Below are 22,487 nucleotides of genomic sequence, written 5' to 3'. Positions count from 1 at the left end.
TTTATGACTTAGTTTAGTAAATTTTTGTTTCAATCTAATTTAAGTCATTCAATATTTCATTAAGTAACATCTAAAAATTGTTCAACCTTTAGTTCGTCTTATAGTAGCCTGCGTTTAGGGTTAGAAATTTAAGACTTATTTATAGAGTCTTCTTCTCTTCCCTCTCTTTCCTTCGCGCCCTTCGCGCCTTCGCGGTTCGTAAAAAAAGAAAATTTTCCAACTTCTTTAGCACTACCCTATGAAATTTCAATCATTTATAAAAAACTCTTTAGGGTCGAAAAGATTAGCCGAAAGAGTGTATCAACGTGCCCAACGAGGCGTACCCGCTTACAAACAGTTTTTAGAAACTCAAGGAATTAAAGCACGAGTTCCATTTAACCAGCTACCTTTGTCAGACAAAAAATCCTATGCTTTAGCTTACCCATTCGAGGAATTGCTGGCAGATGATGCTGATAAAATTTATGCGATCGCTCGTTCTTCCGGATCATCCGGAAACTCATTTTATTGGCCTATTCTAAAATCAAATAGCCGTTTTGTCGGTCTTAAAACCCGGATATTTCTGGAACGAACCTTTGCTGTACACAAGAAAAAAACGCTGGCAATTGTTGGACTTAGCTTAGGAAGTTCTCTCGGAGGAGTATCGTTTTCCTGGGCGTTAAATAATATGGCAGCGAATACGCCTTATCCTTTCTGGGTATTCTGCCCAGGTATCCAGCAAGATGATATTATTGAAATGATCTGCAAGATGAACCAATTGGTAGATCAGATTATTCTATTGATTGTACCATCTGCGATCGCGCATCTTCATCTAAAGGCAAGTGAGCAAAAGCGATCGCTTCCATTAGAAAAATTAAGATACATCGTAATTGGTGAACCTTTTCCAGAAAGTATCCGCACTTCTTTGCAAAATCGGGCGGGGATAGCAGAAGATATTCCATTTATGTTTTCCATGTACGCCAGCGCCGATACTGGGGGACTGGGAACTGAATCTCTCGCTTCGATCGCTTTGCGAAAACTACTGTATCGTAACCAGAAACTTGCTAATTCGCTAGGTCTAGAATCTCCCATTCCTCACTTCTTTCATTTCATTGCTTCTGACACTTTTGTGGAACTTGTTGATGGTCACTTTTGCGTGACTCGTTGGCAAGGAATTCCGCTAGTGCGCTACATTCTCTACGACCGTGTTGCGTTATATAGTTGGAGCAAATTAAGAAAAGCAATTCTTACTTCGGACAAGCTAGATTCTAAGGATGAAGCTTTAGTTAAGATTATTGCAAAATCTAGCCCTTGGCTTCCAAATATTTTAGCAGTCACGGGTCGCTCAGATAGTTGTTTAATTCTTTTAGGGACTAATCTGACCGAATATATGTTGGATGCAGCGGTAAAATGCGAAGAACTCAACGATATTCTCACCGGACTATACCGCGCCCGAATTGTTTACGAAGAAGATCAACAGTATCTAGAGTTCGATTTGGAAGTTCGGCAAGGCGTCACATCCGATGAAGCAGTAAGCGATCGCGTCTATCACTCTTTAGTAAAAACATTAGGGCAAGTTCAACCCGAATTTCTTGATGATTGGAAGCGCGTTTTTAGCGCTTGGGACAACGTTCCGAATAAACGTATTCTCCGGCTGAATTTTTTACCTTGGCCTGATTTATCTCAGAACACAGAGAACACTATCAAACAAAGAGGAATTGTTAATCAGTAATTATAAAGGATAAAAAAATTTACCCTCATCTTTACTTACGAAAATTCTTTCAATTCTCTCATAAACGAGAAAGAAGCATATTTCCCCCTCCCCGTTCACGGGGAGGGTTGGGGTGGGGTTCCGAATTATAAGTAAGAATTCAAGAAAACATATCATTAACGATGTAAGTTTTTATCATATTGCACCTTCCCATAATCTAACTTCACAATCCTATCGGCAACTTCAAAGTACCGGTCATCGTGACTAACAACTAAAACCGTCTTGCCTCTACTTTTTAACTCTGGCAACAGTTGAGTGTAAAAAACTTCTTTGAATACAGGGTCTTGGTCTGACGCCCATTCGTCAAATATATAAATAGGACGATCTTCCAAATACGCCGTTAATAAAGCAAGACGCTTGCGCTGTCCTTGGGATAAAGCAGTAGTGGAAAGAATACCGTCTTTTACCTGCACTTTACGATCTAATTCCAGCTTTTCTAAATACTTTTGGTTTTGGTCAGTTAGTGATGGAGTGTCTAATCCTAGAAGACGGTTGAAGAGATAGAAGTCAGAGAAAACAACTGAAAACTGTTGGCGATACCACTCGCGATTTTTATCTGTAATCGCTTTACCGTCAAACTGAATTTCTCCCGATTCTGGAATATAAAGTCCAACTAGCAGCTTCACAAGAGTAGATTTGCCACTCCCATTACCACCGACAATAAACACTAATTCTCCACGATGAAAAGTTACGTCGAGTGGCCCTAGAATGAAGCGATGTTCTTCCCGTTCCCCACGGTAAGCATGAGTCACCCCCACTAATTTTAAAGAACTCCACTCAAATTGTGAATCTAGGGTCGTCGTCAGATGCTCTTCAGTTCTCTGGGCTACCAACGATAAGCCAAGCGATTCAATCTTATCTAAAGCAACATTCGCTCTACTTAAATCGGGAAGAGTGTTTAAAATCCCCCGCAACGGAGTAATCATAAATACGATTGTTAAAGCGTAGCCGGATAGAACAGAAACCGGAATATTTCTTAGTAAAGGTAAACCAAAAATCAGCAACCCAATGGGAACGAAGAACAACAGTAGCCCCCAACTTCCAGCAAAAGCGAAAATACTCATTGCCGCAACTCGGTAATGGCGCGAAGATGCAGCGGCAGCCTGGAGGTCTTGAGAGAGAAACGCTTGGCGTCTAGAGTGGTGCAGCTTGAGTTCCTTCGTCCCCTCCGTGGTAGTCCGAAAATGCTCGTATAACCTATCTCGCACTTCGCGGGAAAGCTTGAAAGAATCCCTACCCTTCGTCACCAGTAGAGTATGACTCAAGATTCCTAACGCCATGAAACCTAGGATGAAAAAGAAAAGAGGTACAGATAGCCAGCTCAAATAGAGCAGGCACCCCACTAAAATGGCGAGATTTACAAATAGTCCGGAAACGGAAATAGAGGCACTAGAAATTACCTCAATATCTTCTGTGAGGGTCGCGAGAAGCCGGGAGGAACCAATTTCTTCTAAGTGACGCAAGGGACAAGCCAGAATGCGTTGATTTAAGAGCATTCGCAGATTGAAGATGACCTCCTCTGCTAATCGGGCAATCAGGACTTGGGACGCAGTCATCGTCACAAACAGAAGAAAGCACAAACTAACAAAGCTCCAAGCCAGGGTCGTTGTTGGTAGTTGAATATCTCTTAAGGTGAGGTTAATCAGGGCTATTAGACCCGCACTACTCCCACCACTGAGAAGACCTGTCAATGCAGCCAAAATGACTGTTACCCAAGAATTTTTGAGGAGAAGGCGGATCAGCTTCATGGCATAACACCCCAGTACATTAAGACCAGCACTATCCTGTCAGATGCTAGTCCAATTGTCGTTAGCGTCGGCAAATTGTCCCGATCCGGAAAGAAGGAGTAGTTGCTACCAAGTCACGCGATCGCTTAATTTTTCGAGTAAGCTGGGGCCAACTCCTGGCACTTTGTCAAGGTCTTGTAACGAGGTAAAGGGTTTCTGCTGACGCGCCTCAATAATGCGTTGCGCTAATTTTGGCCCGACTCCGGGCAATGCCTCGATTTCTTCTTGAGTTGCAGTATTGAGGTTGACCAGATAGGGACCGGACTTAGGGCTAGGAATCGAGGATTGAGGAGAATTAGAGAGACTTTTCGGTGGTTGCGCCTTTTGGATCGGAAGTTTGGCTTTTGGATTGGCAGTTGGAGTGGTTTGGGAGGGTTGAGAAGCTGTTGTTTGCTGGGAACATTGTTTCTGTTGTGCCTGTATTTTCTGCCCAATCCCATCAGGAACACCTAACACAGCATTCTTATAAAGGCGGTCAAATTCGCGCTCATAATGGGCAGCAACAGTCGGACTTTCAATGACTAACACCGTCTCATCATTGCCGCTATTGGCGGCTTCTGACCAGTTGTGGGAGCCAGTGATGACGTTTTTTTTATCCACTACCCCAAATTTGTGATGCAATAAATCGCCCTTTGGCAGCACAGGCACGCCAACTGTGGTAATCGGTTCTTGCCAGGGGCGATTATCAGCTTCATACTTGCATTGATTGCTTAGGGCTTGCCCCATCATGTCCAAAGCTTCACTGTAGGAGCGATAGACAAAATCGGGATCGATTAAAGCCCTTACCTGCACCCCATTTTGATGGTCGGTTTCTAGAATATTCACTAAATGCTGATCGGAGAAGACAAACAACGCCATATCAACACTTTGGGCGGCGGTACTTAAGGTTTTGCCAATTAAGCCGTTACTGGTTTGATTCCAGGGTTGAGTGGTCGAAGTTGGAGAAAACTGGACGGTGACGGTGGTATTGACCAACTTGACTTGCTGTGGGGGTCGATAGGGCTTTTTGATGCCAAATTTACTATCAGGGTTGCCTCCTGGCCCATCGCCCCACATCACGTTAAACTCTTGGGTGAAAAGGGTTGCCAACTCAGGACTATCGATTTTCAGCAAGTTATTGGCATTGCCCAAACTGGTAGGCTTGGCAAAATCACCGTGAATATCCGATGTTGTGAAGTTAGCGGAAGTCACGATAAGTTTTGCGTTATCGACGATAACAAATTTGTGATGCATCAGGCTGCTGCCTTTAGAACCGTCAGCCGTATCGTCGATTGTCGGGATACCGGCGTTACGTAACATTACCAAGGCATCTCCTTGGTTAATTTCCGCTGGACTGAGCTGATTATCGCCGTTGCGGTCTACTAATTTGAGAAATTCTTGATAGCGATCGCTCTCCCTTTTTGGCAGTTTCGCCAACTCTGCTGGAGCGATCGCACTGAGAGGACGACTGTAGGTATTTTCTAAAATTACCCGAACTTTTACCCCAGCTTTCTTGCGATCCACTAGCGCTGTGGCAATCTTTGGTAAGCGCAACTCTTGCACCGCCACATCAACGCTGGATTTCGCAGACGCGATCGCATCGACAATCTGTTGCTCTAAATCATCTCCCTGTCGTCGTTGCTGGCGATACGGCTCAGTATATTCTGCTGTTTGGGCGTGGTTGAAATATACCTGGAAAAAAGGATCTTGCGGCAGAGGCGTGAGACGGGAATTCTGCGACTGCACTCGCTGACACGCGCCGAGAGTTAGCGCCAGCAGTAACGTGAAGCCCAGACGGATTGTCGGCGGGGAAAAAAGAAGATGCACGGGAAGTTGGATTCGCTGATAGATAAGAGAGGATAGGCGAACTCGCCATCCCTTTTTTACGTCATCGAAGCATAAATTTCTTTCATCACCCACACGATAACCTGACGGATTCGTGGTGTCATCACCGATTTTTCGTCAGCAAGCGAAAACGATTCTCAAAGACTTGCCCCTCTTGCATTAACATAAACTGCAAGCGGACAAAATATTCGATCTTGTCCAACCGCCCACGGCGGAGAGTTTCCACAGGATAAAAGCTTTGTGGGGGTGGGAGGCACCAAGCCACACCACTATTTTTTATGCCAACCAGAAAAAAAACGTTTTCGTGCGGTCACAAAGGTCATGGTCAAACCTGCCATCGCTGCGTTCAAGAACGCGCCACCTGGATTCAAAGAAAACAGGAAAAACAGGAGTGGGAAGAATCTTTTTCACTCGATCCGATTAATTTAAGACATCTTCCCGCTCATTTGGTAGTGAAGGCGCGTGCCATCATCGCTAGATTGGAGGGTAGCCGGAACTATATCGAATTTAGGGGCAAGCGGATGCGCCACAACCGCTTGATTATTAGTATCCCTTTGAGCCGCGACTACCGGATGATTTGCCGCGACTGCGGGACTAAGCTGGTACCAGAAGAAGTCATGTCTCACGAAGAATATAACGTCTGTAAACCGGGTAGTTAGGTGAGAGACGCTCTAGCGAGAGGCGCTATATGCTGAAAGAAGAGACAGCCTGTCGCTTAATCAACCATGCAAATTTATCTGGATTATAGTGCTACTACGCCCACTCGCCCAGAAGCGATCGCAACCATGCAAACTGTCCTCACCCAGCAGTGGGGGAATCCTTCCAGCTTGCACGAGTGGGGGCAACGGGCTGCAACGGTTCTGGAACAGGCAAGAATTCAAGTCGCTGGACTCATTAACGCACCGGCTGAGTCGATTATCTTCACTTCTGGCGGCACCGAGGCAGACAATCTGGCGATTATGGGGGTTGCCCGCAGCTACAGGACGCCCCAGCATATTATTATCTCCAGCGTCGAGCATTCAGCTGTATCAGAACCGGCGCGTTTATTAGAGTTGTGGGGTTGGCAGGTGACGCGGTTGCCGGTAGATACCAAAGGGAGGGTGAATCCCACCGATTTAGAAAAGGCACTGCAACCGAATACTGTCTTAGTTTCGATTATTTACGGGCAAAGCGAAGTCGGCACGCTGCAACCGATTGAGGAATTGGGCAAGATTGCCCACTCCCACGGGGTGTTGTTTCAGACTGATGCCGTCCAAGTGGCTGGGCGCTTGCCGATTGACGTGCAGCAGCTGCCAGTGGATATGCTATCTCTTTCCAGCCACAAAATCTATGGCATTCAGGGCGCGGGTGCCCTTTACGTCCGCCCTGGTGTAGAGTTAGCGCCTTTATTGTGCGGGGGAGGGCAAGAAATAAAACTGCGTTCCGGAACTCAAGCTGTTCCTGTCATTGCTGGTTTTGGCGTGGCGGCTGAGTTGGCGGCGCAAGAATTGGGAACAGAGACACCGAGATTGATAAAATTGCGCGATCGCTTATTTTCCCATTTAGCGGATGTTCCCCACCTCATCCCTACTGGCGACAGACTTCATCGGCTACCCCACCACGTCAGTTTCAGCGTCATCGGTGAAAGTGAAAAAGTCACCGGAAAAACCTTGGTGCGGCAGATGAACCTAGCTGGAATTGCCATCAGTGCGGGTTCCGCCTGTCACAGCGGCAAACTCAGCCCCAGCCCCATCTTGCTGGCAATGGGATACAGCGATGCAGTTGCCTTGGGAGGCATTCGCTTCACTCTGGGACGGGACACAGAGGAAGCGGATGTAGACTGGGCGGCAATGGTGCTGAAGCAAGTTTTAGAGCGATTGATGCCTGTTTCCAAGAATAGCTTTCAGCCGGAGCGAGTTTTGAGTTTAGAATTTTGAATGCTAACGACTCACAGTAATCAGTAGGTGGGAATCATCAACGACAACATTAAACCTAATCCCCAACCTCCTTCCCGTACTGCGCGTTCCGCGCCACTTCCCTAACGGAGGCAAGCAGCAATCCCGACATAATTAAAACATTCTTTCTCTTGTCCCCTTTCCTCTTAGGAGAGGGTTAGGGAGAGGTTTTTAATCAATTTGACATTTTGGCTGAATCCACTTAAATTCAACAATTTTCGAGATGGCAGAACTTCCCAAATCACTAGAAGAAGCGATCGCGCAATCCCGTGAAGCAACCCAAGCTGCGATCGCCAATGGTTACACCCGCATCAAGGTCGAGTTAGTCTTCCCAGAACTCAAACCGATGCCCGTCGCCTTGCAATTTATCGAAGCCTTTGAGGAGATGGCATCGGAGTTGAAAGTTTTCTTTCCCGACGCCGGGGCAGCTGCCCTTGCCCGCCGCGACTGGGGACAAGTACCCTTTAAAATTACAGATATTGGCAGTAGCCGAGCGTCGGTAGATGAGAAAATTCACCCAGAAGATCGTGTTTTCTTGTTCGTTGAACCTTCCGCAGTAGAAGTCTTGCAAGTCGAAAAACTGTGCGAAGCAGCAGGCGATCGCCCGGTGGTTCTCCTCAACCCTAATCTAGAAGACGCCGCCATTATTGGCATTGGCTACGCGGGACGACAATTGCGCGATCGCTTCCTGACTACCCTGGAATCTAGTTACTATCTCAGACCCCTTGACGGTGCTGCGGTGCTTCGCTGCTACCCGTCCCCCTGGCAAGTTTGGCAGGAAACAAAGGACAACTATCAGCTGATTGCCGAAGTTTCTACAAAACCCGTGGGCGAAGAACTTGACAACATCCTGGCAGGAACTACTCAGGGTAAGGACGCCGCCAATCCCAGCAACCGCAGCAGCGACACCGCAGCGCCGAAAAAACCTGGATTGTTCACCAATTTACAACGGTTCATTCGTACCCTGAGCCGTTAATTGTGTGCGTAATAGCGATCGCGCCCTGCGGCTTTTGCCTGATAGAGAGCGGTATCTGCTGCGGAAATCAGCATTGCTGGTGAGGATTCTAAAGTCGGAACTACACTAGCAATGCCCAAACTGAGCGATATCTGCTGACTAGCTTGAGAATTAACGTGCGCGATCGCTAACGCCTTCACTTCAGCGCGGATTTGCTCAGCAACTCGGATTGCTCCCTCAACTACGGTATACGGCAAAATTATCGCAAATTCTTCTCCCCCGTAACGAGCTACTAAATCCGTCGAACGCTTCACTGCACGCCGAATCGCACTCGCCACTGCCTTTAAACATTCATCTCCCGCTTGATGACCGTAAGTATCGTTATAGAGTTTAAAAAAATCGATATCACCCAAAATTAATGATAAGGGTGCTTGCTCTCGCACCAGCCGCTGCCACTCACTATTCAGATACTGGTCAAAGCAACGGCGATTCGCTACCTGAGTCAAGCCATCTAAAACGGCAAGGCGCTGCAACTCCTGATTCGCTTCCTCCAACTGTTGATAAAGTTGGGCTTGTTTAATCGCGATTCCCGCCTGTGTTGCTAATTCTTGGAGTAAATTAATCTCTAGCTGCTGCCACTGTCGCGGTTGCGAACAATGATGAGCAATCAATAATCCCCACAAATCCTCGCCTTGGAGGATGGGAACCACCAAGTTTGCTCTCACCTGAAACTGAGCCAGTAAATCAATGTGACACGGACTTATCTTTGCCGTATAAATATCTTCAATCGCTAGAATCCGACCGTTTTTGTAAGGCTCCACATAAGTTTGTGCAAAGCAATGGTCTGTCATCGTCGAGCCTAAAATTGGCGTCCACCGAGAATCGACCGACTCAACTGCGATAACGCCACTCCAGTCTGGATGAAAGCGGAAAATGACTACCCGGTCGCAGGCAAGAAATTGTCGCACTTCTGTCACCGTCGTGTTGAGAATCTCCTCCAGCTTCAGAGATTGACGGATTTGGTGAGTAATTACCCGAATCAACGACTCCCGCTTTGCCTGCTGCAACAATGCCTCTTCAGTGGCTTTGCGCTGGGTGATATCCGTTACCATTCCCAGGACTCCCGCATATTTTCCCACTTGATCGAAGATGGGATTGGTAGAAACAATTGCCCATAGATCGGAGCCATCCTGACGGCAGAATTTAAAATCATGTTGTTCTTTAATTCCTTGGCGGCGACGCTCCATGAAGGCTTTTGCGATCGCGCGACCTTCGTCATCCATAAAAGCAAACAAAGGCTTGCCTAGCATTTGAGCTGCTGTTAGTCCTAGCATTTGTGCCATCTGGTTATTCACAAAAGCTGTATTCCCCTCTGGATCGAGAACCCAGATCCCTTCAACGGTGGTTTCGACAATTCGACGATACCTCGCTTCGTTTTCCCGTAGTGCTTGCTCTGCCTGCTTGCGCTCGGTTAGGGAAGCAATAGAATTAGCCAAACTTCCAATCCATTTCAGGAATGAATCATTGCATTGAACGATTTCCCGATGGGCTAAACTTAAAACTCCGATCGACCGTTGGTTGACGATCATCGGCATACAAATGAAAGTTTTAATCTCTGACTGCGAGAATATTTTATTAAAGTTACTATTCTTGGCTGACTGCGAAAGATCCGTCTTCACGACAGGTTGACCCGTGCGAACCACACTCCCCGAAAGTGTCTGCTCTACCGGCACCTCCAGAACAGTTGTATCCGCAAGCAAGGGAACTCCTTTTAGCCCTGCAAACACCATCATTTGCCTTGCTTCGTCATAAAGTTCGATGGTGATAATCGGAAAACCAGTATCAATACTAATTTGTTCAACAATCTCTTGAAATGCGGCGTGAAGAGATTGAGTCCCCTGCGCGATTTCTGAAATTTTGTATAGCGTTAGCCGTTCTAGATTACACAGGGTGAGCTGATTTTCTGAGTGCTTGCACTCGGTAATATTCTGAGCTTCGGCAATCAATAAAGGTAGCGTATGCTGTGCCTCAACAAACTCTGTTTCTACCTTCAAAAGCTTCAACGAGAAGTCAAAGGTGGCGACAGTCTCTCCAACACCCCGCATCTCAACTTCGTAACTCACGATTTCTCCGGCTGCTGCTTGAGCGATCGCGCATTTTAAACGTTCCTGGATCTCTGGCGAAACGCTCCACCACGGCGCTTCCCAAAAAAAACGACCTATTACATCAGTTGCAGTGATTCCACCAAAGTTTAGCGCCGTCTGATTGGCTTCTAGGACAATCCCGTCTGATTGCAGTAGCGCGATAAATTGGGATGTTTGATTAAAAATAGCGCGGAATCGTCTCTCACTTTCGTTTAACGCTGTTTCAAACCTTTGTCGTGAGAGAATCTCTTTTTGGAGTTGTTCCTTCGTCTGGATCGGTTGATCTGTTAATGCTGCAACTAGCTCTTCAAAATGCTCTAACTGTCCGCGAGGAGTTGTTGCCTGAGAACTGTCATCCCAGGGTAATAATTGATGAGGGTTCATTTCCTACACTCCTAATACCATTGGCGCAAAAATACCCCTCTCCACAAGAACAGTAGCCAAGCGATCCCCTGAGCAAATGACGCCATACCATAGGTTTACACATCCGCCCCAAGGATCGTTAAAGAAAACATAAAATGTTATTAATCTTTCGCTGAGCAGCAGCTTCAGAAATTTGAGGATGAGGCAGCTTGATGGATGCGATCGCGTGGGTTAGCCATTGGATGCAGATTTTTGTCCTAGCGCTGCTGGCTTCCTCGTAGCGGCGTTCTTGAAGAAGCGATCCCATAGGCGATCGTGATTCAACGGTTAGCGCAAACGGCGGATGTATCAAGGGAGGCACTTTTCTGAACACGAATGTAAAAAAATGCTCTTTTGAATTTTCATAGCCTTGATGGGTATTCTAAGCTTAGGGTGACAAATCGGCATTAGAAGCACTATCTATGTTTCTTAAAACTTTGTGATTTAAATTCTTTTCGCTAGGGAATGGCAATGTTATTTTATTTTAAAATCAGGGATGCAGCTCTCCGATTCTTCGCTAAATCGAGAATCTAGCCCTCATAAATCATTTAATGTTGCTATATTATTCCTATCATTGGCAGACAAAAAATCTTATGACTCTAATTAGTTTAAAAAAACTGATTTCCAAAAAAGAAATTTCTTCGCTCATCGTTAACTTAATCGAGACAGTGGATAGCTCTGTAAGTATTATAGATGTCAACGGTAGTCTACTAATCGGTGATGGTATTTTCTCTTCACCAAATAAATTTCCTATACAGCTTTCAGAGGAAGTAATTGGATGGGTATTTGGCGGAGACAAAGCATCCAGTCTTGCATCGTTGCTTACCTATATAGCTGGAAAAGAGCTTGAAAAAAAGACGCTTGCCCGCGAAGTACTGGATAGATATAAAGAAATAAACCTTCTCTATAATATTTCCGGAAAACTATCAGCTTGCCTGGATCTTAAAGAGATTGCCAAATTAGTGATTGATGAAGCTAGGAGACTTATAAAAACAACCAATGCTTCAGCAATGCTACTGAATGAAAAGACAGGAAAGCTTGAAATCATTGCTGCTTTTGGTCAAGAATATCAGCATAAAACCACCCTGTTTCCAGGTGAAGGTATCGCTGGCAGCGTGTTTCATCTAGGAAACGCAGAGATAGTCAATGATGTAGAGTCGGATTCTAGATTTATTACAGGTAATAATAAGATAAAATCTCTAATTTGCGCCCCACTTAAGACACAAAACGTAGTTCTTGGCGTGCTTAATTTGAGTAGCGATGAATTAGTCAATTATACAGCACAAGATTTAAAACTTTTCACTGCTTTAGCATCCCAAGCCGCAGCAGCTATCGAAAACGCTCTGCTCCATGAAAATAAACTTAGAGAAGCGCGGATTAAAAGTAACTTGGAAAGATATGTCCCTGCACAAGTTGTTGAAGCTATTTTAGATCCTCAAGAAGATATTTCCTTAGTTCCTGCTAAAAAAGACATTTCCATTCTCTTTTCTGATATTAGAAACTTTACCACTAAATGCGAGGAGTTAGCACCAGAAGCAATTGTAGAATATCTGAATGAGTATTTTACTCACATGGTAGAGGTGATATTTAGCCACGGCGGTACTGTAAACAAGTTTGTTGGAGATATGATTGTTGCCATGTTTGGCGCACCTTCAACTCTTGTTGATAGCGAACGACGAGCTATTGAAACAGCTATTGAGATGCAAAAACGCATAAAAACAATCCCCGTTGCTTGGATTAGGGATAATTTTCTTACCGGAATTGGAATAAGTTCGGGAGAGGTAGTTGTTGGCAACGTTGGATCTCCACAACACATGGACTATACAGCAATAGGAGATAAAGTTAATATAGCGTCTAGGCTGCAATCTATGGCGAAGGGTGAGCAGATCCTAGTTAGTCGTTCTATCTATGAGAGTACAAAACATCTATTTGAATTTAAGGAGATTGGGAGCGTTCAAGTAAAAGGAAAAAAAGAAGCTGTAGAAGTTTTTGAAGTTCTTTATTAAATAGCAAGAAAAAGAATGAATCAGAAGATATTAATTGTTGATGATGAGCCTCACATTCGACTTTTGTTAGAACAAACCCTTGAGGATCTTGAAGATGAGGGCGTGGAATTACTAACGGCAACCAATGGTGAAGAGGCCCTGGAGACAATTAAAACAGAAAAGCCAGCTCTTGTTTTTCTCGACGTAATGATGCCTAAAATGAATGGATTTGATGTATGTAATGCGGTTAAAAATGAACTAGAGATTAAGGACGTTTACATTATCATGCTGACTGCTAAGGGGCAAGAATTTGATAAGCAGAAGGGAAATGAAGTAGGGGCGGATATGTATATGACAAAGCCTTTCGATCCAGATGAGGTAGTGGCAAAAGCATCGAATATTCTAGAAATGGAGAAAGCTTAATTTTGTGAATAGATGTGATTGAACTATGTAAGTGTAGGTAGGTGTAGCCTAGGCGTTAGCGATCGCGCTATCAGAGCGCCTTGCCGTAGCCCGTACTTTGGGCTTAGGAAAAGAAAAAGATGTAGGATTGCCATAGCACAGTAGTAACTGTAATCAAGCTTTTTGCAAAAATCAAAATGGCGTTGAATGCCTACAGAGCTAGCTCAAGCGCCTGTAATATCAATCGCAAAAATATTTAGCAATATTAATTTTTTAATCAAATTTTGTCACTAAACGTTGAGGGTAAAATATGCAGTCAGAACCGAAAGCAAACATCCTTTTGGTTGACGACCATCCAGAAAATCTGCTGGCGTTAGAGGCAGTATTGAGTAGCTTAGGGCAGAATTTAGTCAAAGCAAATTCGGGGATGGAAGCCTTAAGATGTTTGCTAAATGAGGATTTTGCTGTGATTTTGCTCGATGTCCAGATGCCAGAACTGGATGGATTTGAGACAGCAAGGCTGATTCGAGCTAGAGAGCGATCGCGCCAGACTCCGATTATTTTCCAAACCGCATACGGCACAAGCGACACTAATATATTCACAGGTTATTCCCTAGGCGCGATAGACTACCTGGTTAAGCCGATTGAACCGGAAATATTACTCTCGAAAGTATCGATGTTTGTTGGCCTGTTTAAGAATACAGCACAGGTAAAACAACAAGCATTGGACTTGGAAGCCGTCAATGCAGAACTTAAGAAAAACGACCAGCAATTTCGTTCTTTCAGTGCTTGTTTGCCTGTCGGCATTTTTATGACAGATATTGAAGGTAAATGCACTTATACAAACCCGCGCTGTCAAGCAATTTGTGGCTTTACACTTGAGGAAAGCTTGGGAGATGGTTGGTTGCGGTCAGTTTATCCGGAAGATAGCGATCGCGTTATTGCACAATGGTATACCTACACGCATCAGCGGAAGGAATATTCCCACGAATGTCGCTTTCAAACACGAGAGGGAATTGTACGTTGGGCTTACATTCGGTCATCTCCTTTGCTTTCCGATAAAGGCGAACTCATCGGTTTTGTGGGAACAGTAGAAGACATTACTCCTACTAAAGAGGCAGAGGCATCACTACGAGAGAGTAAGCAAATGCTACAGCTAGTGATGAACAACATCCCGCAGTTAATTTTTTGGAAAGATAGAAAGTCTGTTTATCTGGGTTGCAATTACAACTTTGCGCGAGTAGCAGGGGTTAATGCGCCAGAAGGCATTGTTGGCAAAACAGACTACGACTTGGCTTGGAATAAGGAGGAGGCGGACTGGTACCGCGAGTGTGACAATCGCATCATGGAGGCAGATACGCCCCAATATCATATCGTTGAAACTCAATTTCAAGCAGATGGCAAACAGTCTTGGGCAGAAACTAATAAGATTCCACTCCATGATGATGCAGGGAATGTTGTAGGTATTCTAGGTACCTATGAAGACATCACTGATAAAAAGTTGGTAGAAGAAACTCTGAAAAAGTCTGAGGAAGAGTTAAAAATTCGAGTAGAGGAACGTACTCTTGAATTGAATCATACTATTCAGAATTTGCAAAGCGAGATTGCCGAGCGCCAGCGGACGCAACAAGAGTTACAACAAGCTAAAGAAGCCGCTGAAGTTGCTAATTGTGCCAAGTCAGATTTCTTATCTCTTGTTTCCCATGAGTTAAGAACACCTCTTACCTCCGTCTTGGGATTCGCCAAAATTATCAAGAAAAAACTAGATTCCGTTATATTTCCTGAAGTTCAAAGTGAAGATAAGAAAGTTCGGAAAACCATCAAGCAAGTAGAAGAAAACCTTGACATCATTGTGTCTGAAGGGGAAAGACTAACAAATTTAATCAATAGTGTCCTTGATTTGGCAAAGTTAGAAGCAGGAAAGATTGAGTGGAAGACAGAACCAATTTATATATCTGAAATAATTGCACAGGCAACAGCGGCTACATCCGCCTTATTTGAAACGAAGCCGCTAAAGTTAATTAAGGATATCGAAAATGAACTACCTGAGCTAGTGGGTGATAAGGATAGACTCGTTCAGGTTGTGATTAATTTAATTTCCAATGCTGTCAAATTCACGCCAGAAGGCTGCATAACTTGCAGAGCAAAAAAAATCAACAACGAGGTTATTATCAGCGTTATTGATAGTGGTATAGGCATCGCCGAGGCTGACCAAGAGCAAGTATTTGAAAAATTTAAGCAGGTAGGTGATACATTAACAGACAAACCTAAAGGAACTGGTTTAGGACTGCCCATTTGCAAGCAAATCGTAGAACATCATCAGGGTAGAATCTGGGTAGAAAGTAAATTGGGTAAAGAAAGCAAATTTTCATTCACCTTACCTATCAGTACAGGCGGAAATTTTGAGTTTGAGAAAGTTGATTTGGACACCCTTTTAAAACAACTAAAAGGTCACGTAATCACTTCTAAAGCCTCTTCTAATAAACAAAAGAAAACAATTCTGGTGGTAGACGATGAAGCATCTATTAGAGAACTTCTCACCCAGCAATTGGAAGCAGAAGGTTATATTGTTAGGCAAGCTAAAGACGGTATGGATGCCATTACACAGGTTAAAAAAGAACATCCTGATTTGATTATTCTGGATGTGATGATGCCTGCTATGAATGGATTTGATGTGGCAGCAGTACTGAAAAATGACCCTGAAACTACAACCATACCGATAATCATTTTATCAATTATAGAAGACAAAGATAGAGGTTATTGTTTAGGAATTGACAGGTATTTGGCAAAGCCAATTAACCAGGAAGAACTTCTAAATGCTATCGAATCGCTTCTGGCTCAAGAAACCTCAAAGAAAAAAGTTTTGGTAGTAGATGAAGATGAATCAACAATCAAGATACTTACTGATGTGTTACAGGCAAAAGGCTACAGCGTTGTTGAAGCTTCTAACGGTCAGGAATGTCTTGAAAAGGCAATCTCAGCCAAGCCCGATATGATTATCATCGATTCAATCCTTTCAAAGCGAGACAATCTTGCCAAAACATTGCGATTTGAGAAAGGGCTGGAGAATGTTTTGTTTTTTTTAGTAGCAAACGGAAATGTAAATGGTCTAAATCAGTCGTGAGGCTTACAGGAATTTAACGTAGACGCGATCGCATCTTGCCGTCTCAACACCTGTTGCTGGTTCATACCCACTACTTTCATACAATTTGACTGCTTCTTTGAGAACGCTAGCGGTTTCAATCCAAATTTCCTGAAAACCACGAGAAGCGATCGCATTTTCGAGTTGTTCTAACAAATACTTACCCAGTCCTTGCCCTCTCACAGCTGGCAATAAATACATTTTGCGTAATTCTACCGCTCTGTTCCCGCGTTTCACTGGATAATACGCGCCAGTCCCTACCACTTTCCCTTCTCTTTCAATTACCCAAAACTCACCCCCAGGATCTTGATAAAATTTTTCTACCTCTAGAACATCCCTATCTGCCTCCTCTGGTTGCCAAGGCAAGCCATACTCGGTTAACACCGAATGAATGACATCATCTGCAAAAGTGCGATCGCGCTTTTCCCAGCCACGAATCACAAAATCCCGATATTGAGCCTTCATCTGCTTCTTGCCTTTAGCTGTGAATTCTCGGTTCTGGATGCAGCGTTTCCAGCAACTGACTCTCAACGACGGCTAATTCCTCCAGCCGTTGGTTGACAACAGCACGCTCAAAGTAAGTATCGGCAAGCACCCAATAAACGCCATAGTGACGTGCCTCAGATGCCATCAAGCTGCCATAAAATTGGGCTAACTCTGGATCGGGCAAGTGGGTGGCGAGTAATCCCAGCCGTTCGTGACTTCGAGCCTCTATCAACCCAGAAACTAGCAATGAATCCAATAACCGATCCGGCTCCTTAGCGCGGATTTGCGCCTTCATCCCGGCACCGTAGGGAGGCGCAGAGAGGGCAGCGAGGGGGATGCCACGACGTTCCAGCCACTGATTAACCAGCTCAAAGTGTTCCAGTTCTTCGCAGGCGATCCTGGTAAGCTGCCGCACTAACTGAGTATAAGAAGGATAGCGAAACATCAAATTCAAAGCAACTCCTGCTGCTTTCCGTTCGCAGTGGGAATGATCGAGCAGAATAGTATCCACGTTAGCGATCGCCTGATTTACCCAAGCGATACTACTAGCTTGTTTCAGAGCAATAATAACTGGCAGCGTAGCAGAAGACACACTAGAAGACACAGGAGGCAAGGAACTTTAAGGGAAAAAATCCTGACATTTAACGATAGCGAGAGAATTTTTCTATTGATTGTCTCGCTCTGTTTCACCCAACACTCGACCGCCTTCAGAGAGATTCCCGATCCCAGAAGGTTCTACTCAAGCTAGGCGAGATATGATTAATAATGTAGTCTACCATACTTACAATTTGATACATCCCGCCACTTAGAAGAGAATTTAGAACTTAAAAGTCAGCTTTAAAAATATACCTTTGACTTTTAACTTCCCATTTCTAGTTGGTTTTCCCAGTGCTTTTTTGGTGTTCCCTATTCAGGCTGTGCATCCGCTCCGTGAAACTCTTAATACAAGGACATTCCCTTTTTTGACATTCTCCTACTTGATTGACTTACTAATCAACCCAGTTTTAGCGTGGTTATCAGTTTTAACGGGCTATAAGTTGCATCTAGCTGTAACGGAGCAGACGCAACAAACATATTACCAATGGTTTATTGGTAAGACATGGAATTTGATGATACTGTGCCGCGTTTGAAAGTCACTCCCCCACCCGCGCTATAACCTGGGCGACATGACTAGGGATGTCCATGAGTGTATAAGTTTTGATCGACAGTGATTCGGTGTCTTACTTTGAGGCGCTATCTAAGGTTGTGAGTAATCGGATTGAGGATGAGCAAAATGACCCCCCGTCGCATTGTGATTGGTGATGTACATGGCCACTACGAAGGCCTGATGACCTTATTGGAAGCGATCGCTCCTTCCTCAAATGACTCGGTTTATTTTTTGGGGGATTTAATCGATCGAGGGCCTCACAGCGCTCAGGTTGTTAAATTTGTTAAGCAAAATTCCTACCATTGTTTGTTGGGCAACCACGAGCAAATGTTATTAGACGTGTTGGGCGATGGACAAATTTACGGCCCAGCGCTGCAAGGATGGCTCTACAGTGGCGGTCATGCAACCGTGAACAGTTATGGGGAAGCGGGTATTCCAACAGAGGATATCGAGTGGATGCGATCGCTACCCACATATTTAGACTTAGGCGATGTCTGGTTGGTTCATGCAGGCGTCCATCCGCAAATTCCCTTCGAGAAGCAAACCGCTGAGGAATTTTGCTGGATTCGCGAAGAATTTCACAGCATTCCCCAGCCCTACTTCCCCGATAAACTGATCGTTACAGGTCACACCATCACCTTTACCCTGCCTGGAGTTGCACCAGGAAAACTTGCTCAAGGCAACGGCTGGCTTGACATCGATACGGGTGCCTATCACCAGAAAAGTGGCTGGTTGACTGGCTTGGACATCACCAACAGTTTGGTTTATCAAGTCAATGTGGCGCGGCGTCGTGTTCGCAAACTACCCCTGAAAGAAGCAGTGACGCAAATCGATCCATCTCAGGTGAGTCGGATGCGCCGCCAGATGCTCAGACCTTAAATCAGAGGGCGAATTTTTGCTTTATACGCCTGCTCATCCAACCCATCGCCGACATTGGCATCTTCCGGGTCAATGGCACGTTCCAAAGCTTTAATCCGATCCGAGGTTGCCGGATGGGTACTTAAGAATGTAGGCACCGAATTTGCCCTGAGCAGCTTTTCCATGAAAGCCACCATTCCAGAGGGAGCATAACCTGCCCTAATCATGGTTTGCAGTCCCTTTTGATCCGCCTCGAATTCATCTTGCCGACTGTTCGGACGCCGTAGAGCCAAATCCACGCCAATTTGAACGGCTAGGTTGCGATCCAACCCTGCTGCTGCCGCTACGCCGCGAGCTAGCGCACTTTTCCGCATCTGCTCAATTGCATGACGACCGGCAATATGACCGATTTCATGGCTCATGACACTCGCCAACTGAGCTTCATTCTCTGCTGCTGTGAGCAAGCCAGTGTTGACGTAGACAAAGCCTCCCATTGTTGCAAAGGCATTGAGACCCTTATCGTTAACGACTTGAAACGTATAAGGAATATCAGGGCGATCGCTCTTCGCCACCAACCGCTGACCAATCTCTTCAACGTAGCGAACAATTTGGGGATTGCGATACAGCCGAATCTCCCGACTGACTAGCTGGTTATTAATTGCCCGACCAATTTGGACTTCCTGTTTATCAGAAATACTCGACAGCTGAATTACCTGAACGCCGCGCAAAATCAAGTCAAACAACGAGATTGCTTGCCCAGACTGAGGCAAACCGACACAAATAAACAGCGCCACTACAGATGAGAGGAACGGATAGAACCAGCGGCGGGAGGAACGACGAGAAAAAAATGACAAGGGGTTCAACTTCATAGCGAATACGAGTGATAATCAAATCGACAGTTGCGATCGGCGACCAGTCTTGACAATTTCAACACTCCCTACCCTGAAAGCAGGCGAGGCAACACCACATTTTAAAAGTCACAATTTCGGATTCTTGTTCTTCTTCCCAAGCATCAGCCCAGAGAAAGAGAATCTTATAGAATGCGATCGCATCTCCCCGTAAATGTGACAACAACTTTCATTAGTCTGAAACAAACAGACGTGATTTGAGAATTCTAAGTTGCAGCTTCAACCACAATCGAGAGATTTTGCGATCGCTCAAGCCTGGGCAGAGCCTCCAACTAAGATCGCTCCCCCGTACAATACTGATTCGGTACTCCTGAAAATTTAGCCATTTTTCATCACCAGATTCGGTGAATGTCCTGATGAACTGGAGGGCAAGTTTACCGAAAATTTAAATAGAATCCTGTGCCCCGATAACCAGATGCAAGCTCAAAGCCTCTCCCTAACGATCGCTCAATTAGTCGAGCAATTATTAACTACGCGCAGAATTACTCGCCATGACCAACAACGGCTGATGGCGGCGCTGTTATCGAAGACGGCTCTCAGCTCCGAAGAGCAGATCCAAGTCAACCGAGTATTTGACAGCCTGAAACAAGGCTACATCCGTGTCGTAGACTAAGTTAGGCAGTCTTTTCAGGAAGGCTTTACAACCAGCCATCTGCCAGCACTCTCTAGGCGACACTCATGGTACTCTGACAAAAGACTGCCGGATTAAGTATCATCTACCTTGTGATTTGTAGAGTTAGAGGTTACTGAATCTCCCCAGTTTTTTAGCTAGAGCCAGGACAATTCTGCATGAAGATTTTGGATTCTCAAGGTCGCTTATTCGGCAAGGTGAGCATCTTAGATGTGGGTGCTGCCTTAGTGATTCTCTCAGTTATTGTAGGAATCTTCTTTTTTCCCGGCACTTCCGGTTCGGTTGCCCAAGTCGGCGTTACCACAAAACCCGTAGAAATGGATTTGATTGTCCGGGGTTTAAATGTGCGAGATCCCCAGGCTTTAATCGACCAGTTCCAGAAGGACAAAAAAACGAATATTATTATCCGCAATCAACCCGCCGGACAGATGGAGATTAAATCCATCAAGATCCTGCCCCGAAGCGTGACCGTCCCGCAACCGGATGGTTCTGTCAAAGCGCTCCCCGATCCTAGACCTGATTCTTTCAGTACCGATATGCTGATGACTTTCGGTACTAAAGCCCAAATCACAAAAGATGGGCCGGTTGTCGGCGGTACCAAACTCAAAATTGGCATTCCAGTAGAACTAGACGGCTCAGGTTATAACTTCAATTCCACAGTCATTGATATCCGGTTCCCAGACTAATCTTGCGGTAGAGAAACCCACTATTTTCTAAAATAATGGGTTTCTTTGACATTTCTAGTCCAGCAAGTCTAAAAATCGCCGGATGAAGCCGATTGTCACCGCAGGCAGTTCCAGTTGGGGCGTCAATCCCACATCATCAAGCGCCTGAAAAACCCGGACAGCTTGCGGATTTAAAGCTGCCAGCCGCCTGCCAACTTCCGGACCCGTAAACTCGGACTTTTCCCCCCACATTATGGCAGTAGGCACGTTTAGCTGAGTTATGTAAAGGGATAGATCGAAGCATAAATCTCCCCGAACAAAAGAGAGCGCTGCATATTCCGCATTGGGTTGTTGGGCAGATTGCAAATAAGCGTCTACGATTTCCTGATATACGCGACGGCTACGAGCAAATTGTCGCTGTTCTAGGAAACTACGGATGCCACCCTCCGTAGCAACGCCCGTGCTATAGAGCAAGCGATCCAGAATGGGCGTAGCAACGAGTTGGGCAAAAAAGCTACGGGTGTAATTTTCCCCAAAGTCAGACAGACCCGCCGGTGTGGTGAGAATCAGGGACTTAAAGAGATCGGGGCGAGCGATCGCAGCTCTAATTGTAAAAGCAGCCGTGAGAGAAGATGCCACGACGGGTACTGGCTCGTTACAAGTCTGCTCGATGAACTCAATAATTGTGTTGATGTAGTCATCTATCTGGTAATTGCGTGCGGGGTGGTCAGACCGACCCCAACCAATTAGGTCGGGTGCAATCACTCGATAATCGGTTGCAAAAGCTGGATAGACTTTCGACCATTCGTAGGCGGATGACCCGCCACCAAAGCCATGTAGGAAAACCAACGTGGGCAGATTCTCTGACATGGCTGCATCCGCCGAGCGCCAAGGTGCCCCCTTGGGGGTGTAGTACACCATTCTTCCCAAGGAAGTGACAATCGATTGCATCTCAAAGCCGGGTGGCTGAATCATGAATAAACCTCATTGTTATCGCCACAAGCGCTCATTGTCGCGAATTGTTGAGTGTTAGAACGTCTGACTACTGGTTGATTCCTAACACCCAGTTTCAATCGGCGATGCTCAGTTGAGCTGGTGACTGATACTATTTTAGATTTTTGCTTTAGATTTTGAACGATGAAACGCTTACATGTCGGTGGTTTCAGAATTTTTCATCGGGTAGCATCAGACCAAACGATCTAGCACCAAATGCGCCCAGCCTAACTGGAGCAACGATCCTGTAATTTATCCGCAATTTAAAGGAACGATAAAACAACCGTCTTGAAATTAAAGATTTTGCAAATAGTTATCCCTAAAGGCAGATGTAAATTAAGGTAAAAGTACGTCAGCCGGTTGATAAGACTTTCCGCTATGCTAATCCAGCCGCTGGTTTTTTTCCGCCAAATTAGAAAAAATCAGAGATAATCCAAACGGTAGGGGGTGAAACCCCTCACCGGGTTTTTGCGTATA

The 22,487-nt window shown here is 45.2% G+C and carries 18 protein-coding genes; 10 read left to right on the top strand and 8 right to left on the bottom strand.

Features of this window, described 5'->3' with window-relative positions; translation table 11 throughout:
- The first annotated feature begins 238 nt into the window (after nucleotides 1-238).
- Nucleotides 239-1,708 carry a hypothetical protein gene (locus H6F52_RS06885; RefSeq protein ID WP_190533082.1) on the top strand — a complete coding sequence of 490 codons (1,470 nt, stop codon included), beginning with the start codon at nucleotides 239-241 and terminating at the stop codon, nucleotides 1,706-1,708.
- Nucleotides 1,709-1,863: 155 nt separating this feature from the next.
- Here H6F52_RS06885 and H6F52_RS06880 read toward each other — a convergent pair whose 3' ends face one another.
- Together H6F52_RS06880 and H6F52_RS06875 are read right to left on the bottom strand one after the other, a co-directional pair.
- A complete protein-coding gene (locus H6F52_RS06880) occupies nucleotides 1,864-3,495 on the bottom strand; it encodes a cyclic peptide export ABC transporter (RefSeq protein WP_190533079.1) in 1,632 nt (543 codons plus the stop codon).
- Nucleotides 3,496-3,600: 105 nt separating this feature from the next.
- On the bottom strand, nucleotides 3,601-5,340 hold the full coding sequence (locus tag H6F52_RS06875; RefSeq protein ID WP_347276191.1) for a DUF655 domain-containing protein: 1,740 nt from the start codon (nucleotides 5,338-5,340) through the stop codon (nucleotides 3,601-3,603).
- A 296-nt stretch (nucleotides 5,341-5,636) separates the two neighbouring features.
- Between H6F52_RS06875 and H6F52_RS06870 the strand changes: the two genes are divergently transcribed.
- From H6F52_RS06870 to H6F52_RS06860, 3 genes are all read left to right on the top strand, one after another.
- Entirely contained in the window at nucleotides 5,637-6,017 is a 381-nt protein-coding gene (locus tag H6F52_RS06870; RefSeq protein WP_190413403.1) for a hypothetical protein, read from the top strand.
- Nucleotides 6,018-6,083: 66 nt separating this feature from the next.
- A complete protein-coding gene (locus H6F52_RS06865) occupies nucleotides 6,084-7,274 on the top strand; it encodes a cysteine desulfurase family protein (RefSeq protein WP_190533076.1) in 1,191 nt (396 codons plus the stop codon).
- A 241-nt stretch (nucleotides 7,275-7,515) separates the two neighbouring features.
- On the top strand, nucleotides 7,516-8,268 hold the full coding sequence (locus H6F52_RS06860) for a DUF1995 family protein (RefSeq protein WP_190413407.1): 753 nt from the start codon (nucleotides 7,516-7,518) through the stop codon (nucleotides 8,266-8,268).
- Here the strand turns inward: H6F52_RS06860 and H6F52_RS06855 are convergent.
- Complete coding sequence (locus tag H6F52_RS06855; protein WP_190533072.1) at nucleotides 8,265-10,775, bottom strand: diguanylate cyclase; 2,511 nt, start codon at nucleotides 10,773-10,775, stop codon at nucleotides 8,265-8,267. The two genes, H6F52_RS06860 and H6F52_RS06855, sit on opposite strands and share 4 nt — an antisense overlap.
- Nucleotides 10,776-10,893: 118 nt before the next feature.
- The gene (locus H6F52_RS06850) at nucleotides 10,894-11,061 is read right to left on the bottom strand and encodes a hypothetical protein (RefSeq protein WP_190533068.1); all 168 of its coding nucleotides are present in this window, start codon (nucleotides 11,059-11,061) and stop codon (nucleotides 10,894-10,896) included.
- Nucleotides 11,062-11,386: 325 nt separating this feature from the next.
- Here H6F52_RS06850 and H6F52_RS06845 point away from each other — a divergent pair, with 325 nt between their 5' ends.
- The 3 genes from H6F52_RS06845 (at nucleotide 11,387) to H6F52_RS25665 (ending at nucleotide 16,304) form a co-directional block, all read left to right on the top strand.
- Nucleotides 11,387-12,799, top strand: coding sequence for an adenylate/guanylate cyclase domain-containing protein (locus tag H6F52_RS06845; protein WP_190533065.1), 1,413 nt, complete (start codon nucleotides 11,387-11,389; stop codon nucleotides 12,797-12,799).
- Between the two features lie 15 nt (nucleotides 12,800-12,814).
- Entirely contained in the window at nucleotides 12,815-13,201 is a 387-nt protein-coding gene (locus tag H6F52_RS06840) for a response regulator (RefSeq protein WP_190435667.1), read from the top strand.
- Nucleotides 13,202-13,490: 289 nt separating this feature from the next.
- Nucleotides 13,491-16,304, top strand: a complete 2,814-nt coding sequence (locus tag H6F52_RS25665; RefSeq protein ID WP_190533062.1) for a response regulator — start codon at nucleotides 13,491-13,493, stop codon at nucleotides 16,302-16,304.
- Between the two features lie 3 nt (nucleotides 16,305-16,307).
- On the opposite strand, the gene H6F52_RS06830 is transcribed toward H6F52_RS25665, so the two are convergent.
- Together H6F52_RS06830 and miaE are read right to left on the bottom strand one after the other, a co-directional pair.
- On the bottom strand, nucleotides 16,308-16,787 hold the full coding sequence (locus H6F52_RS06830; RefSeq protein WP_190533059.1) for a GNAT family N-acetyltransferase: 480 nt from the start codon (nucleotides 16,785-16,787) through the stop codon (nucleotides 16,308-16,310).
- A 13-nt stretch (nucleotides 16,788-16,800) separates the two neighbouring features.
- Complete coding sequence (gene miaE / locus H6F52_RS06825) at nucleotides 16,801-17,400, bottom strand: tRNA isopentenyl-2-thiomethyl-A-37 hydroxylase MiaE (RefSeq protein WP_190428813.1); 600 nt, start codon at nucleotides 17,398-17,400, stop codon at nucleotides 16,801-16,803.
- A gap of 672 nt (nucleotides 17,401-18,072) precedes the next feature.
- Here miaE and H6F52_RS06820 point away from each other — a divergent pair.
- Complete coding sequence (locus H6F52_RS06820; protein WP_190533056.1) at nucleotides 18,073-18,834, top strand: metallophosphoesterase; 762 nt, start codon at nucleotides 18,073-18,075, stop codon at nucleotides 18,832-18,834.
- Here H6F52_RS06820 and H6F52_RS06815 read toward each other — a convergent pair.
- Nucleotides 18,831-19,682, bottom strand: a complete 852-nt coding sequence (locus H6F52_RS06815; protein ID WP_190533053.1) for a M48 family metallopeptidase — start codon at nucleotides 19,680-19,682, stop codon at nucleotides 18,831-18,833. The two genes, H6F52_RS06820 and H6F52_RS06815, sit on opposite strands and share 4 nt — an antisense overlap.
- Before the next feature lie 454 nt (nucleotides 19,683-20,136).
- Here H6F52_RS06815 and H6F52_RS06810 point away from each other — a divergent pair, with 454 nt between their 5' ends.
- Both H6F52_RS06810 and H6F52_RS06805 read left to right on the top strand, forming a co-directional pair.
- Entirely contained in the window at nucleotides 20,137-20,334 is a 198-nt protein-coding gene (locus H6F52_RS06810) for a hypothetical protein (RefSeq protein ID WP_190413431.1), read from the top strand.
- A 176-nt stretch (nucleotides 20,335-20,510) separates the two neighbouring features.
- A complete protein-coding gene (locus tag H6F52_RS06805; RefSeq protein WP_190413433.1) occupies nucleotides 20,511-21,038 on the top strand; it encodes a DUF4330 domain-containing protein in 528 nt (175 codons plus the stop codon).
- A gap of 54 nt (nucleotides 21,039-21,092) precedes the next feature.
- Here H6F52_RS06805 and H6F52_RS06800 read toward each other — a convergent pair whose 3' ends face one another.
- Nucleotides 21,093-21,992 (bottom strand): alpha/beta hydrolase, encoded by a 900-nt coding sequence (locus H6F52_RS06800; RefSeq protein ID WP_190533050.1) that lies wholly within the window; start codon nucleotides 21,990-21,992, stop codon nucleotides 21,093-21,095.
- Nucleotides 21,993-22,487 lie beyond the last annotated feature (495 nt).

Source organism: Coleofasciculus sp. FACHB-542, from assembly GCF_014695825.1.
In the GTDB taxonomy this organism is placed as follows: Bacteria; Cyanobacteriota; Cyanobacteriia; order Cyanobacteriales; family FACHB-T130; genus FACHB-T130.
The sequence above is the reverse complement of the archived record's forward strand: the minus strand, read 5'-3'. Positions and strand labels throughout refer to the sequence as shown.

Excerpts from the sequence above, each read along its gene's own strand:
- H6F52_RS06845 (WP_190533065.1), top strand. The coding sequence starts at position 11,387 with ATGACTCTAATTAGTTTAAAAAAACTGATTTCCAAAAAAGAAATTTCT.
- H6F52_RS06870 (WP_190413403.1), top strand. The coding sequence starts at position 5,637 with ATGCCAACCAGAAAAAAAACGTTTTCGTGCGGTCACAAAGGTCATGGT.
- H6F52_RS06860 (WP_190413407.1), top strand. The coding sequence starts at position 7,516 with ATGGCAGAACTTCCCAAATCACTAGAAGAAGCGATCGCGCAATCCCGT.
- H6F52_RS06865 (WP_190533076.1), top strand. The coding sequence starts at position 6,084 with ATGCAAATTTATCTGGATTATAGTGCTACTACGCCCACTCGCCCAGAA.
- H6F52_RS06800 (WP_190533050.1), bottom strand. The coding sequence starts at position 21,992 with ATGATTCAGCCACCCGGCTTTGAGATGCAATCGATTGTCACTTCCTTG.
- H6F52_RS06885 (WP_190533082.1), top strand. The coding sequence starts at position 239 with ATGAAATTTCAATCATTTATAAAAAACTCTTTAGGGTCGAAAAGATTA.
- H6F52_RS06855 (WP_190533072.1), bottom strand. The coding sequence starts at position 10,775 with ATGAACCCTCATCAATTATTACCCTGGGATGACAGTTCTCAGGCAACA.
- H6F52_RS06830 (WP_190533059.1), bottom strand. The coding sequence starts at position 16,787 with ATGAAGGCTCAATATCGGGATTTTGTGATTCGTGGCTGGGAAAAGCGC.
- H6F52_RS06850 (WP_190533068.1), bottom strand. The coding sequence starts at position 11,061 with ATGGGATCGCTTCTTCAAGAACGCCGCTACGAGGAAGCCAGCAGCGCT.
- H6F52_RS06820 (WP_190533056.1), top strand. The coding sequence starts at position 18,073 with ATGAGCAAAATGACCCCCCGTCGCATTGTGATTGGTGATGTACATGGC.
- H6F52_RS06805 (WP_190413433.1), top strand. The coding sequence starts at position 20,511 with ATGAAGATTTTGGATTCTCAAGGTCGCTTATTCGGCAAGGTGAGCATC.
- H6F52_RS06810 (WP_190413431.1), top strand. The coding sequence starts at position 20,137 with ATGCAAGCTCAAAGCCTCTCCCTAACGATCGCTCAATTAGTCGAGCAA.
- H6F52_RS25665 (WP_190533062.1), top strand. The coding sequence starts at position 13,491 with ATGCAGTCAGAACCGAAAGCAAACATCCTTTTGGTTGACGACCATCCA.
- H6F52_RS06880 (WP_190533079.1), bottom strand. The coding sequence starts at position 3,495 with ATGAAGCTGATCCGCCTTCTCCTCAAAAATTCTTGGGTAACAGTCATT.
- H6F52_RS06815 (WP_190533053.1), bottom strand. The coding sequence starts at position 19,682 with ATGAAGTTGAACCCCTTGTCATTTTTTTCTCGTCGTTCCTCCCGCCGC.
- H6F52_RS06840 (WP_190435667.1), top strand. The coding sequence starts at position 12,815 with ATGAATCAGAAGATATTAATTGTTGATGATGAGCCTCACATTCGACTT.